The following is a 14,645-nucleotide window of genomic DNA, read 5'->3' on the forward strand; positions in this document are numbered from 1 at the left end:
TGGTGAATTAAAAGAGGAGTGAACACTACAATGGCGAAAGGCAAAATTTCTATCGTCGGTGGGGGCCTAGCTGGCCTAATGGCAGCGATCAAAGTTGCCGAAGCAGGAGCACCTGCCGATCTATTTTCCATCGTTCCAGTTAAACGGTCTCACTCTGTGTGCGCACAGGGCGGCATTAACGGAGCGGTGAATACAAAAGGTGAAGGGGATTCCCCGGCAATTCACCTAGATGACACCGTTTACGGCGGTGACTTCCTAGCTAACCAAAGACCGGTCAAAGCGATGGCCGACGCAGCACCTGGCATCATCCGCCTGCTTGACCGCATGGGCGTCATGTTCAACCGTACGCCTGAAGGGCTTCTTGACTTCCGTCGTTTCGGCGGCACGATGCACCACAGAACGGCATTTGCCGGCGCGACAACGGGCCAGCAATTGCTATATGCACTTGATGAGCAAGTCCGCCGCTATGAAGTTGCAGGCTTGATCACGAAATATGAAGGCTGGGAATTCCTGGGCCTCGTCATCGACGATGAAGGCGTTTCACGAGGAATCACTGCACAGAACTTGACGACAATGGAGATCAAATCGTTCCGTTCGGATGCCGTCATCATGGCAACTGGCGGACCGGGGATTATCTTCGGGAAATCCACAAACTCTGTCATCAACACAGGTTCTGCTGCGTCAATCGTATATCAGCAAGGCGCTTATTATGCGAACGGCGAATTCATCCAAATCCACCCAACAGCGATCCCTGGCGACGACAAGCTCCGCTTGATGTCAGAATCTGCACGCGGTGAAGGCGGGCGGATCTGGACGTATAAAGACGGCAAGCCTTGGTACTTCCTGGAAGAGAAATATCCTGCATACGGAAACTTGGTCCCACGTGATATCGCAACACGCGAAATCTTCGACGTGTGCGTTAACCAAAAACTCGGCATCAACGGCGAGAATATGGTGTACTTGGACCTTTCCCATAAAGATTCGAAAGAACTCGACATCAAACTGGGCGGCATCATCGAAATCTATGAGAAATTCACAGGCGACGATCCGCGTAAAGTACCGATGAAGATTTTCCCGGCAGTCCACTATTCCATGGGCGGGCTATGGGTTGACGATCATCAGATGACGAATATTCCTGGCGTTTTGGCAGCAGGCGAATGTGATTATTCCCAGCACGGTGCGAACCGTCTAGGCGCAAACTCGCTCCTGTCAGCTATCTACGGCGGCATGGTCGCAGGACCGAATGCCCTTGAGTATGTCAAAGGCTTGGAAGTTCTTGCAGAAGACTTGCCAAACGATATTTACGCTAAGCACGAAGCTGAAGAGCAGCGTAAATGGGATGAGATCTTGGCGCTTGACGGAACTGAAAATGCTTACGTCTTGCACAAGGAACTTGGCGAATGGATGACGGACAACGTGACGGTCGTACGCTATAATGACCGCCTCGAAGAAACAGACCGCAAAATCCAGGAGCTTCTTGAACGCTTTAACCACATCAGCATGACGGATACGCAACTTTGGAGCAACCAAGGCGCAATGTTTACCCGCCAGCTGAAAAATATGCTACATTTAGCACGTGTCATCACGATCGGTGCGTTGAAACGCAACGAAAGCCGCGGCGCACATTACAAGCCGGAATTCCCGGAACGTAATGACGAGGAATTCCTGAAGACGACTATGGCGAAATTCAATGGTTATGATGCGCCGATCTTCCATTATGAAGAAGTCGACACTGGCTTGATCCCGCCACGCAAACGCGACTATTCCGCGAAAGCATAGCAATAAGAAGGGAGCTAATTTACCATGGGTGAAGCAGCAAAAACGGTTATTTTCGAAATCGAACGCCAGAACTCTACGGACGAAAGCTCGTACTGGGAAAAGTTCGAATTGCCATATCGCGCCAACATGAACGTCATTTCCGCATTGATGGAAATCCGACGCAACCCGGTCAACATGGACGGGAAGAAAACAACTCCAGTCAACTGGGACATGAACTGCCTTGAGGAAGTTTGTGGCGCATGTTCTATGGTCATCAACGGCAAAGCACGCCAGTCGTGTACAGCTCTTGTCGATCAGCTGGAGCAACCGATCCGCCTTCAACCGATGAGAACATTCCCGGTCGTCCGCGACTTGATCGTAGACCGCAGCCGCATGTTCGACTCACTGAAGAAAGTCAAAGCGTGGGTGCCGATCGACGGTACGCATGATCTTGGCGAAGGTCCGCGTATGCCTGAGCGCAAACGCCAATGGGCTTATGAATTGTCTAAATGTATGACGTGCGGCGTATGCCTTGAGGCTTGTCCGAACGTCAACGATAAATCCGACTTTATCGGTGCGGCTCCGCTTTCTCAAGTCCGCTTGATGAACGCGCATCCAACAGGTGCCATGAACCGTGACGAGCGTTTGAACGCTATCATGGGCGAAGGTGGCCTTGCGGATTGCGGTAACTCCCAAAACTGTGTGGAATCTTGCCCGAAAGGCATTCCTTTGACAACTTCTATCGCAGCTTTGAACCGCGACGTGAGCATCCAAATGTTCCGCAACTTCTTCGGAAGCGATCATATGGTCGACTAAGTTACACTCCGCCTTTATGGCGGAGTTTTTTTGTTTCAGCCGAAAATACCCAAGCTTGGCTGAAACAGATGTCCTTTGCGCCAGTTTTTGCTATACTTACAAAATGAGTAATGTATACAGGGGGAACTGGAATGAGAGCGTCTTACATAAAGGATTTCAATGAATGGCAGGAAGGCTTTTCTTTTTACGCGCCGGTGCATGTGCGCTTTTCAGAGACGGATATGTTCGGGCATGTCAACAATACGGTGCCGATCGCTTATTTTGAGTATGCACGGATCGAGTTCATGAAAGAAGTGGGCTTGATGCAAGCATGGCTTTCAAAAGACAGCGACTTGATCCCAGTCGTGGCGGATATGCAGGTCGATTTTGTCCGACAGGTATTCTTTGATGAACAATTGAGAGTTTATGTGAAAGTGGAGTCGATTGGAAACTCTTCCGCAGACATCCATTATTGGGCAGTGAATGCTAAGCAAGAAACTTGTTTCACCGGCAGGGGCGCCGTCGTACAGATTTCCAAGACGAGCGGCAAAGGCCATCCTTGGAGCGACGAGGACAAGACGATGCTGCAAAGCGGAAATCTAACTTCTTCCGGCAAATGAAGCAGTCCCTGTCTTGAGAGAACGACCGTTTCACGATGGAACAAATATCAGTAGCTAGGGAGTGAACCAAGTCCATGACTGAAGACAACTTAAACCGCCGCCACGACTTGGAGCGTGTGGCATTTATGGAAAAGGAATTGCGTTATATATCCGGGATCATCAAGCAAAAAGGCCGTGAAATCCTGAATTCGTATACCATTACTCCGCCGCAATTCGTGGCGCTTCAATGGCTGTTCGAACATGGCGACATGACCATCGGAGATTTATCGAATAAAATGTTCTTGGCGTTCAGCACGACGACCGACCTGGTCGACCGGATGGAGAAGAACGAGTTGGTTGTGCGCATCCGCGAGGAACAGGACCGCCGGGTGGTACGCATTAAATTATTGAAAGAAGGCGAGCGGATCATTGAAGAAGTGATCAAGAAGCGCCAGGATTATTTAGAAACTGTACTTGAAGACTTCAGTGTAGAAGAAGTCGAGCAATTTTCAAGCTTGTTGGAGAAAATGCATATCAACATGAAATAGGAGCGGGGCTATGACATTGAATGCGCCAATCGGAGTCATTGATTCAGGTGTCGGGGGGTTGACCGTCGCCAAGGAAATCATGAAACTTTTGCCTAATGAAAAAATTATTTACATCGGTGACAATGCGCGCTGCCCGTATGGCCCGCGTCCACTTGCAGAAGTTCGGCGCTACACATGGCAGATGGCAGAAGCGCTCATGAAAATGAATATCAAAATGCTGGTCATCGCCTGCAATACGGCAACAGCGGCAGCGCTCAATTCCTTGCAAAAGAAATTGCCGATCCCGGTTATCGGTGTCATTTTCCCGGGAGCCCGCGCTGCTATCAAATCGTCTTCGACGAAGAAAATTGCGGTGCTCGGCACGTCCGGAACTGTCAAGAGTGGGGCTTACGAAAAAGCCATCAAGTCGCTTGTTTCAGCTTCTGACGTGGTCCAATTGGCATGCCCGCGGTTTGTGCCGCTCGTGGAAAGTGATGAGTACGAAGGGGAATTCGCCCGCCGCATGGTGGCAGAAACGTTATCGGCGATCAAATCGAAGGAATTCGATACCGCCATCCTCGGATGCACCCATTACCCGCTGTTGCAGGGCTTTATCGAGCAAGAACTTGGCACCACAGTGACGGTTCTATCGTCAGCGCAGGAAACGGCGAAAGACGTATCGCGCCACTTGAGCTATCAGGACAAATTTGCGGATCGCCGCAAACCGCCCGTCCATCAATTTTATACATCCGGTTCGACGGAGATTTTCCGCACGATCATCAAAAAATGGCTTGCCATCGACGAGCCGTGCATCCGTTCAATCCAGTTCCCAAAAACCTGACGGCTCAGCCGCCGGGTTTTTGTCGTCAAGGCAGAATTATGGTAAGATTTTTTGAGTACATGAGGAGGATTCAATGATGACAAGAATTGATAATAGACAAGCAGACGAACTGCGCCCGGTGGAAGTGGAGACGGATTATTTGATCCACCCAGAAGGATCGGTCCTGATTACGGTCGGCCAGACGAAAGTGATTTGCACAGCGACGATCGAATCTCGTGTTCCGAGTTTCTTGAGAGGCCAAGGCAAAGGCTGGGTAACGGCTGAATATTCCATGTTGCCACGCGCGACTGGAAGCCGCAACCAGCGCGAAGCGACACGCGGCAAGCTCGGTGGGCGCACGATGGAAATCCAGCGCCTGATCGGCCGCTCCTTGCGCGCTGTCGTCGATCTCGAGAAGATCGGTGAACGCACACTATGGATTGATTGCGACGTCATCCAGGCGGACGGAGGGACGCGTACAGCGTCTATCACGGGAGCTTTCATCGCCATGACCATCGCACTCGGCAAATTGGACGTACCGGTATTCCCTGTGACGGATTATTTGGCCGCTACAAGCGTCGGCATCAATAGCAGCAAGCAAGCCATCCTGGACTTGAATTACGAAGAAGATTCAACGGCAGCGGTCGATATGAACCTAGTCATGACAGGATCCGGTGAGTTTGTGGAAATGCAAGGTACCGGCGAAGAAGCGACATTCAGCCGCAAGGAATTGAACGAAATGCTCGATCTAGGTGAAGCAGGAATCCAGCAATTGATCAAAATCCAACAACAAGCAATCGGCGAATTGTCGTCGCGGATCGGCGAAAAGGTGGAATCTACACTATGAAAAAAATCGTCATTGCCACACAGAACAAAGGAAAAGCAAAAGACTTTGAAACCTTGCTGTCCCCTCTAGGCTATAAAGTATTGACCTTAAGAGATGTCGCAAAAGACCTCGACATCGAAGAAACCGGCACAACGTTCGAAGCCAATGCCATCCTGAAAGCGGAAGGCGTCGCTAAAGAACTTGGCATCCCAGTCATCGCAGACGACAGCGGCCTTGAGATCGATGCCTTGGACGGAGAGCCGGGCGTCTATTCCGCACGCTATGCGGGAGGCGAAAAGAGCGACGACGCCAATATCGATAAAGTGCTGGAAAAATTGTCTGGCGTACCGGACGGAGAGCGCAGTGCGCGATTCCGCTGCGTCTTGGCGGTTGCGGCACCGGGTGAAGAAACCCAAACCTTCTCCGGCTCGTGTGAAGGCGAAATACTGCGATTGCGCAGAGGCGACCACGGCTTCGGCTACGACCCGATCTTTTACGTTCCTTCCCAGGAGCGTGCCATGGCGGAACTCGAACCCGAAGAAAAAGCCGCCATCTCGCACCGCGGGCAAGCATTGAACAAGCTCAGCGAAGCAATGCCAGAGTGGCTGAAATAAGAAAGTAGATATTTTTTTGAAATAGCATTGACTTTTCCTCGGATGATTTCTATAATTAAAATTGTCTTTCGTGAGGAAAGTCATGTCTCAGTAGCTCAGCTGGATAGAGCAACGCCCTTCTAAGGCGTCGGTCGGGGGTTCGAATCCCTCCTGGGACGTCTCTAAACCTTGTTTTCCCCCATCGGGAAAGCAAGGTTTTTTATTTTATGAAAAACGCATGTGAAGAAATGATGGACATTTGATTTTTCGCTGTTTATTTGTGAGGTATGTCGTATAATGGAAAAAGATAGAGAATAAACAGACCAAAAGGTGGAAACGAGACGTGTTCAGAAACAAATGGAAACGGATTTTGATCATACTTTCCCTTGTACAAACGATTTTAATTGCAGCGACAGCGACGAGCATTTGGACATTTGCCAGTGAATCCAAGGTGATACAAGCCGATGCGGCAATCGTGCTCGGCACGAAAGTCATCGGCGAGGAGCCTTCACCGGTGCTCGAACAGCGCATACGCCACGCCATCGATCTATACGAAGCGGGCTATGTCGAGAAAATCATCTTCACGGGCGGTATCACGGACGGGGCGGACTTCGCCGAGTCGGTCGTGAGCCGCGACTTCGCGATCCGCAACCATGTCCCTGAAGAAGATATTCTGATCGAAACCCAATCGCTCATCACGGAAGAGAATTTCCGTTTCGCCGGTGAACTGGCGGATGAAAACGGCTTGTCGAGCTTTCTCGTCGTCAGCGATCCCTTACATATGAAACGTGCACTGCTTATGGCGGAACACGCCGGAATCGATGCCCATTCCTCTCCGACGCCTTCGACCGAATTCAAGGGCTTTGCGAACATCGCGCCGTTCTTCGCACGTGAAGTTGTTTGCTATATGGCTTATGTCGCGATGCACGCTGTCATTTAATGAAACTGTCCCGCTGATGCGTGGACAGTTTTTTAATTTAACAGATGAACAAGGCAGCCCTGAGTGATACACTGATAAAAAGCTGTGAGGAGTGTGTTGTAGATGGAAACCGATCAACTGAAGCTCAGCACGAAATGGCAAGGGGATTTTGTATTTGAGGCTGCTGGACAAGGCGGCCACACGCTGCGGATGGATGCTCATCAGGGAGTCGGGAACGACCAAGGACTGCTTCCGATGCAGGCGCTGCTCGGCTCGCTTGCCGGATGCGTCGGCATGGACGTCGTGATGATTCTGCGTGCCAGGATGAAAGATGTTCGCTCTATCGAAATCGTCACGGAAGGAGACAAGCGCCGGAACCCGCCGAAGGAATTTTTGGCGATTACGGTTACCTTTATCGTGGAAGGGGACATCGACGCGGATAAAGTCTGGCATGCCATCGAAGTGAGCGGGGAGAAATACTGCCCGGTCGCCCATTCCTTAAAAGCGGACGTCGCGTATAAACTGGTTCTGAACGGCAAAGAGGCTGGCGCAAAATAGCGCCGGCTTTCGTTTTCACAGTGTATTTCCCTATGGTATGATGAATGGACAAAGAGGTGGTAGGATGCGGAAGAAGTTTGGGGATTTGAAGCGCAAGGGCAATGTTATCGTCTTTCCGACGACGGTCACTCGGCTGCTATCGGAGGGGATGACCAGTTTAAAGAATGAACAATACGCCGATGCCCGCGATAAACTGTACCAAGTGCTCGTCTACGAGCCAGACCATGCGGCGGCGCTCGGCGGATATGCCTACAGCTTATATGAGCTGGGGGAATTCGAGGAAGCGCTCGAAGTCGTGCAGGAATTGCTGCGCATCGGACCGATCCATTATTTGGAGACGATGGAACTATACATAAGCATTCTAATGCAAGTAAAGGAATTCGAAGAAGCCGAGAAGATGATCGAAGTGCTCATCGAGGAAAACGTCCTGCCGAAAGAGCGTTTGGAGCAATTCCATCAATTGCGCGATCTTAATGAACGCATCGCCGAAAGCGCAGCCTCTGCCAAACGGGAAACAGGCCAATTTAGCCTGGAGCAATTTTTGCCGCTTAGCGCTTCCGAACAGGAGCAGCGGGTGACTGAATTGCCGAAAGAAGCGTATGGTGCCATGAGGAACCAGCTGATCGAATTGATCAAGCATCCGGAAGTGGATTGGGTGGCGAAATCCTATCTGCTGCTCATGCTCCGTGAACAACAGATAAGCGGGACGGTGAATGTCGGAAAGTTTCATTATAAGAACGAGCTTGCGATCGATAAGCTACCGGACCCATTGAAAGATGCCCGTCTAATCGGGATTCGCAAGCGTTTGGAAGAGTCTTTGGAGAAAGAGCCGGCAAAGCTGCAGATGGCGATGGAGCTGGTCGATCGGCACATTTATCTGCTATATCCGTTTTTCTGGGAAGAGTTTGAGGAAGCGGAAATTGCCGAAGCCTACCACGCGTATCTCGATAGTTTGTTCAGCGGAGAAGCGGGAGCAAAAGCCGATCCGAAATTGCTGGAATTGCTCATGCAGGCAGAGGCATACATAGAATTGCGCAATGGTTAGAAATAGTTGAACCTGCTCGTATGTGTGATATAATGTGGAGGTTGTCAAAAATCGTACAAATTTCGTACATGACTTTGTAAAAAATTGTTTGGAGGGCTTATACATGTCAGCAAAATGGGAAAAGCAAGAAGGTAACGTCGGAGTACTTACAGTAGAAGTGCCGGCTGAAGAAGTAAACGGCGCGCTTGATAAAGCGTTCAAAAAAGTCGTTAAAGAAATTAACGTACCAGGATTCCGCAAAGGGAAAATGCCACGCCAAATGTTCGAAAAACGTTTCGGTGTAGAATCTCTTTACCAGGATGCACTTGATTTCATCCTGCCTGACGCTTACGCGAACGCAGTCGAAGAAGCAGGCATCAACCCGGTTGACCGCCCTGAAATCGACATTGAAAAATTGGAAAAGAACGAGCCGTTGGTATTCACTGCTAAAGTAACAGTGAAACCTGAAGTGGAACTCGGCGAATACAAAGGCCTTGAAGTTTCCAAAGAAGACACGAACGTGACGGATGAGGAAATCGAAGAGCAATTGAAAGAAAGCCAAGAACGCATGGCTGAATTGACTGTCAAAGAAGACGGACAAGTTGAAAACGGCGACACAGCTGTCATCGACTTCGAAGGATTCGTAGACGGAGAAGCGTTTGAAGGCGGAGCAGGCAACGACTACTCCCTAGAAATCGGTTCTAACTCATTCATCCCAGGCTTCGAAGAGCAATTGATCGGCGCTAAAACGGGCGAACAAAAAGACGTTGAAGTCACTTTCCCTGAAGAATACCACGCTGAAGAGCTTGCTGGAAAATCGGCAACGTTCAAAGTGACGGTAAACGAAGTGAAAGCGAAAGAACTTCCTGAACTGAACGATGAGTTCGCTAAAGAACTTGACGAAGAAGTAGAAGGCCTTGACGCACTTCGCACGAAAATGAAAGAAAACTTGAAAGCGGAGAAAGACAACGCTTCTGAAACACAAATGCGCGATCAGCTTGTACAAAAAGCGGCAGAAAACGCTACAGTTGAAATCCCGCAAGCGATGATCGATTCTGAAATCGACCGCATGATGCAAGACTTCGAACAACGCCTAAGCCAGCAAGGCATGAACAAGGAATTGTACTTCCAGTTCTCAGGCCAAGACGAAGACGCTCTTCGCGAGCAAATGAAGGCTGATGCTGAAACACGCGTACGCGTATCATTGACGCTTGAAGCAATCGCGAAAGCAGAAAACATGGAAGTCACTTCTGAAGACATCGATAAAGAGCTTGAGAAAATGGCTGGCCAATTCAACATGGACGCTGAACAAATCAAAACAGCTCTAGGCGGCACTGAAATGCTAGAAAACGACATCCGTATGCAGAACACGGTTGAGTTCCTAGTGGAGAACGCTAAAGTTACTGACGCTAAAGCTGCAGAATAACACATAAGATTCTTAATAGGACAAGGTGCGGCAACCGCACCTTGTTTTCTATACATAATGGCAAACAAATTCAAGTTCCTACATATAAAGGCTGTTTCTTTGGCATAGTTCTAATTAGTTGATACAATCAAAATAATCTTGTAACATAATGGCTTGAATAGGGGTGACTAAATTGTTCAAATTCAATGATGAAAAAGAGCATTTGAAATGTTCGTTTTGCGGTAAGCCGCAGGAGCAAGTTCGTAAACTGGTCGCAGGACCAGGTGTATATATTTGCGACGAGTGCATCGAGCTTTGCACGGAAATCGTAGAAGAGGAACTCGGAACAGAAGAAGAAACTGAGTTCAAGGAAGTACCAAAACCGAAAGAAATCATGGATATCCTTGGCGGTTATGTAATTGGCCAAGACAAGGCGAAAAAATCCTTGGCAGTAGCGGTTTACAACCATTACAAACGCGTCAATTCCCAAAGCAAGATCGACGATGTCGAACTTTCGAAATCGAATATCGTCTTGATCGGGCCAACAGGGAGCGGGAAAACTTTGCTTGCGCAAACACTCGCGCGCATCCTGAATGTGCCGTTTGCAATTGCGGATGCAACATCGCTTACTGAAGCTGGGTATGTCGGGGAAGATGTCGAGAACATCTTGCTCAAATTGATTCAAGCGGCAGACTACGATGTGGACCGTGCAGAAAAAGGCATCATTTATATTGATGAAATCGATAAAGTGGCACGCAAATCCGAGAACCCGTCGATTACACGCGACGTCTCCGGTGAAGGCGTACAACAAGCTTTATTGAAAATCCTGGAAGGCACGACAGCGAGCGTTCCCCCACAAGGCGGGCGCAAGCATCCTCATCAGGAATTCATCCAAATCGATACGACGAACGTCTTGTTCATCGTAGGCGGCGCGTTTGACGGCGTTGACCAAATCATCAAACGCCGTCTCGGCAATAAAATCATCGGCTTCGGTGCAGATCCGAACAAAGAAGAAATGGACGAAAAATCCCTTCTTAGCCAATTAATTCCAGAGGACTTGTTGAAATTCGGCTTGATCCCTGAATTTATCGGCCGTCTGCCAGTGCTCGCAAGCCTTGAGCAATTGGACGAAAATGCACTTGTGCAGATTCTGACAGAGCCGAAAAACGCACTTATCAAGCAATACCAGAAGATGATGGAGCTTGATGGCGTCACATTGACATTCGAACACGACGCGCTGATCGAAATTTCACGCCTCGCAATCGAGCGGAAAACAGGCGCACGCGGATTGCGCTCAATCATCGAAAACATCATGCTTGATGTGATGTATGATTTGCCATCCCGCGAAGATATCGTCGAATGCATCATTACAAAAGAAACAGTGACCGAGAATTCACAGCCGAAATTGATGCTGGAAGACGGCACTGAGTTTGATAACGGCAATAACGAAAAAACATCCGCTTAAAGTTCGGCTGATGCACAAGAATAGGATGATACGGGCTGACTCTGAATCGTGCACATCCGCGCGTATGGGGGTCAGCCCTTTTTCCACGAAAAAACAACAGTCTTCGAGATAATTGGCGCAGACTGACAGAGAGAAAGAGAAATGACGGAGGTGCACTTAGTTATGGCGAAGAAAAAAGTGACAAAACAAGTCCCGCTCTTGCCGCTTCGCGGACTGCTCGTCTTCCCGTCGATGGTCTTGCATATTGATGTCGGCCGGGAGCGTTCAGTAGCAGCGCTTGAGCAAGCGATGATGGATGACCAGATCGTCTTTTTGGCGACCCAGAAAGATATGGCAGTAGAACAGCCAGATAAAGACGATTTGCATAAAATCGGTACTTTGGCTTACGTAAAACAAATGCTGAAATTGCCGAATGGCACGATCCGCGTGTTGGTGGAAGGCCTTGAACGCGGCCAGTGGAACCAATACGAGGACGGCGAGAAATTCACGCAAGTGGAAGTGACGTCATTCCCGGATGAACCGGAACGCGATGCAGAGCAAGATGCGTTGATGCGCATTTTGCTGGAGCAATTTGAAATCTTCGGCAAAGGCTCAAAAAAAGTGACGACCGAAACTTTCAATACAGTGGCAGATATCGAAGAACCTGGCCGTTTGGCGGACATGATTGCTTCTCATCTATCGCTGAAATTGCAGGGGAAACAGGAAGTGCTTGAAACTTTCGATATCACGAAACGCCTTGAACTATTGATCAGCCGCCTGCATAACGAGCAGGAAGTGGCAGATATCGAAAAACGCATCAACGACCGTGTGAAAAAAGCGATGGAGCAAACGCAAAAAGAGTTTTATCTTCGCGAACAGATGAAAGCGATCCAAACCGAACTTGGTGACAAGGACGGCAAAGGCGCAGAAGTGGCCGACTTGAAAAAACGCATCGAAGAAGCCGGCATGCCGGAATCGACCGAAAAGACGGCATTGAAAGAATTAGACCGCTACGAGAAATTGCCTTCAGCTGCGGCGGAAAGCGGCATCATCCGCAATTACATCGAATGGCTTGTAACGATTCCTTGGTCTGAAACGACTGAAGACCGCCTCGATATCAATTACGCGGAAGAAGTATTGAACCGCGACCACGATGGCCTTGAAACGGTAAAAGAACGCGTGCTTGAATATTTGGCTGTCCAGCAGATGACCAAGTCTCTGCGCGGGCCGATTCTTTGCCTCGTCGGGCCTCCGGGCGTCGGGAAGACATCTCTTGCCCGTTCGATCGCTGATTCGCTTGACCGCAATTTCGTCCGCATCTCGCTCGGCGGCGTGCGCGACGAATCCGAGATCCGCGGCCACCGCCGCACGTATGTCGGCGCAATGCCTGGGCGCATCATTCAAGGAATGAAAAAAGCAGGCACTGTCAATCCGGTATTCCTGCTTGATGAAATCGATAAAATGTCCAACGACTTCCGCGGCGACCCGTCGTCAGCGATGCTTGAAGTATTGGACCCTGAACAAAACAATTCCTTCAGCGACCATTACATCGAAGAAAGCTATGATCTATCGAATGTGCTGTTCATCGCGACTGCCAATGACCTCGGATCGATTCCAGGGCCGCTGCGCGACCGCATGGAAGTCATTTCGATTGCAGGCTATACAGAACTTGAGAAGAAATTGATCGCCAAAAACCATTTGGCGCCAAAACAATTGAAAGAGCACGGTTTGACGCCGGAGCAGTTGGACTTCCAAGAAGACGCATTCGTTTCCATGATTCGCTATTATACGCGGGAAGCCGGCGTGCGCGGTCTGGAACGCCAAATCGCTTCCGTCTGCCGGAAAGTAACGAAGCAAATCGTTTCGAAAGAAAAAGAACAGGTGACAGTCGGCGCGGAAGAAGTCGAGAACTATCTTGGCAAGAAGAAATTCCGCTACGGAGTGGCTGAAAGTGAAAACCAAGTGGGCGTTGCGACTGGTCTCGCTTATACTGCAGTTGGGGGAGACACTTTGCAGATCGAAGTGTCGCTATCTGCAGGTAAAGGCAAGCTGCAATTGACCGGTAAATTAGGCGATGTCATGAAAGAGTCTGCACAGACGGCGCTATCGTTTGTTCGTGCACAGGCGGAATCGCTTGGCATCGACCCGAATTTCCAGGAAGCCCACGACATCCATATCCACGTGCCGGAAGGAGCCGTTCCAAAAGACGGCCCATCTGCTGGTGTGACGATTGCGACAGCGCTTGTTTCTGCACTCACGAAGCGGCCCGTGCGCCGCGACGTCGGCATGACCGGAGAAATCACGCTTCGCGGACGCGTCTTGCCGATTGGTGGGCTGAAAGAAAAAACTTTGAGCGCCCACCGTGCAGGATTGAAGACGATTATCGTCCCTGCGGAAAATGAACGCGACCTCGACGATATTCCGGAAACGATCCGTGAAGAATTGGAATTCCACCTCGTCAGCCAAGCGGAACAAGCGCTCGAAATTGCGCTGGAAGGAGCAAAAGAATGAAGGTCCATAATGTAGAACTGGTAATCAGTGCGGTTCGCCCAGCGCAATACCCGGAAACCGAGCTTCCCGAGTTTGCACTCGCCGGACGCTCGAATGTCGGGAAATCGTCTTTTATCAACAAACTGATCGGCCGCAAAAGCATGGCGCGTATTTCGTCCAAGCCCGGCAAAACGCAAACTTTGAACTTTTACAAGATTGAAGAAGACTTGTTTTTTGTCGACGTTCCGGGATACGGGTATGCAAAAGTATCCAAAAGCGAACGTGAAGCGTGGGGCAAGATGATCGAGACGTATATTACAAGCCGCGAGCAATTGCGTGCAGTGGTCCAAATCGTCGACCTGCGCCATCCGCCGAGCAAAGATGATCAGATGATGTATGATTTCATGAAACATTACAACATCCCGTGCATCATCATCGCGACAAAAGCCGATAAGATCCCAAAAGGCAAATGGGACAAGCACAAGAAAATCGTCCGTGAAGGACTTGATATGGAGAAAGGCGATCCATTAATCGTCTTTTCTTCCGAAACCGGGCTCGGTCAAGAAGCCGCCTGGCAGGAAATCGAAAAACGCATGTAAGCAAGCAGGCCGTTCACCTGGCTGGCTTGAAATAAAACAGGACCCGGAAAATCATTGATTTTCCGGGTCCCGTTTTTTAGTTGCAGCGAATAGCTGACACACCTTGTAGACAAGATAATTGGACAAGTGAGCGAGCTAGATTGTTTTTTGTAAGGTTCGTCGCAAGCTAGCCGCCTCCCGCTTGGGGCATGCCTCCCGCAATAAGCCAAGAAGAACATTTGTCTTATTGCTCCGGCTCGCCCGTGTGCGCGGTTCGGCTCTTAGATTTCATTGGATTTTATTTGTGAG

General features: G+C 49.7%; 14 protein-coding genes and 1 tRNA gene. All 15 read left to right on the forward strand.

Going from position 1 to position 14,645, the window contains the following annotated elements; genetic code table 11:
• Positions 1-30: 30 nt before the first annotated feature.
• The 15 genes from sdhA to yihA all read left to right on the forward strand — a co-directional run bounded on the left by sdhA (position 31) and on the right by yihA (position 14,357).
• Positions 31-1,779: a succinate dehydrogenase flavoprotein subunit gene (gene sdhA, locus M1Q06_RS07070; RefSeq protein WP_121300196.1), complete on the forward strand. Its 1,749-nt coding sequence runs from the start codon at positions 31-33 to the stop codon at positions 1,777-1,779.
• A gap of 24 nt (positions 1,780-1,803) precedes the next feature.
• The gene (sdhB, locus tag M1Q06_RS07075) at positions 1,804-2,574 is read left to right on the forward strand and encodes a succinate dehydrogenase iron-sulfur subunit (RefSeq protein ID WP_121300194.1); all 771 of its coding nucleotides are present in this window, start codon (positions 1,804-1,806) and stop codon (positions 2,572-2,574) included.
• Positions 2,575-2,705: 131 nt separating this feature from the next.
• Positions 2,706-3,173, forward strand: a complete 468-nt coding sequence (locus M1Q06_RS07080) for an acyl-CoA thioesterase (protein WP_434402462.1) — start codon at positions 2,706-2,708, stop codon at positions 3,171-3,173.
• A gap of 74 nt (positions 3,174-3,247) precedes the next feature.
• The gene (locus tag M1Q06_RS07085; RefSeq protein WP_121300190.1) at positions 3,248-3,700 is read left to right on the forward strand and encodes a MarR family winged helix-turn-helix transcriptional regulator; all 453 of its coding nucleotides are present in this window, start codon (positions 3,248-3,250) and stop codon (positions 3,698-3,700) included.
• A gap of 16 nt (positions 3,701-3,716) precedes the next feature.
• A complete protein-coding gene (racE, locus tag M1Q06_RS07090; protein ID WP_121300296.1) occupies positions 3,717-4,520 on the forward strand; it encodes a glutamate racemase in 804 nt (267 codons plus the stop codon).
• Between the two features lie 76 nt (positions 4,521-4,596).
• A complete protein-coding gene (gene rph / locus M1Q06_RS07095; RefSeq protein ID WP_434402464.1) occupies positions 4,597-5,346 on the forward strand; it encodes a ribonuclease PH in 750 nt (249 codons plus the stop codon).
• Complete coding sequence (locus M1Q06_RS07100) at positions 5,343-5,939, forward strand: XTP/dITP diphosphatase (protein ID WP_434402466.1); 597 nt, start codon at positions 5,343-5,345, stop codon at positions 5,937-5,939. The genes rph and M1Q06_RS07100 overlap by 4 nt, the downstream gene beginning before the upstream one ends.
• Before the next feature lie 84 nt (positions 5,940-6,023).
• Positions 6,024-6,097 (forward strand) — tRNA-Arg (locus M1Q06_RS07105).
• 164 nt (positions 6,098-6,261) lie between these two features.
• Positions 6,262-6,858, forward strand: coding sequence for a YdcF family protein (locus M1Q06_RS07110; protein ID WP_434402468.1), 597 nt, complete (start codon positions 6,262-6,264; stop codon positions 6,856-6,858).
• A gap of 102 nt (positions 6,859-6,960) precedes the next feature.
• Positions 6,961-7,395, forward strand: a complete 435-nt coding sequence (locus M1Q06_RS07115; protein ID WP_121300182.1) for an OsmC family protein — start codon at positions 6,961-6,963, stop codon at positions 7,393-7,395.
• Positions 7,396-7,459: 64 nt separating this feature from the next.
• The gene (locus M1Q06_RS07120; RefSeq protein WP_121300180.1) at positions 7,460-8,440 is read left to right on the forward strand and encodes a tetratricopeptide repeat protein; all 981 of its coding nucleotides are present in this window, start codon (positions 7,460-7,462) and stop codon (positions 8,438-8,440) included.
• A gap of 103 nt (positions 8,441-8,543) precedes the next feature.
• Entirely contained in the window at positions 8,544-9,845 is a 1,302-nt protein-coding gene (gene tig, locus M1Q06_RS07125; protein ID WP_274623811.1) for a trigger factor, read from the forward strand.
• A gap of 172 nt (positions 9,846-10,017) precedes the next feature.
• Entirely contained in the window at positions 10,018-11,289 is a 1,272-nt protein-coding gene (clpX, locus tag M1Q06_RS07130; protein WP_058381028.1) for an ATP-dependent protease ATP-binding subunit ClpX, read from the forward strand.
• Positions 11,290-11,451: 162 nt separating this feature from the next.
• Entirely contained in the window at positions 11,452-13,779 is a 2,328-nt protein-coding gene (gene lon, locus M1Q06_RS07135; RefSeq protein WP_434402471.1) for an endopeptidase La, read from the forward strand.
• The gene (yihA, locus tag M1Q06_RS07140) at positions 13,776-14,357 is read left to right on the forward strand and encodes a ribosome biogenesis GTP-binding protein YihA/YsxC (RefSeq protein WP_058381026.1); all 582 of its coding nucleotides are present in this window, start codon (positions 13,776-13,778) and stop codon (positions 14,355-14,357) included. Before lon ends, yihA begins: the two co-directional genes overlap by 4 nt.
• Positions 14,358-14,645: the final 288 nt, after the last annotated feature.

The sequence above is a fragment of the Planococcus sp. 11815 genome (genome assembly GCF_051096385.1).
GTDB lineage: Bacteria > Bacillota > Bacilli > Bacillales_A > Planococcaceae > Planococcus > Planococcus citreus.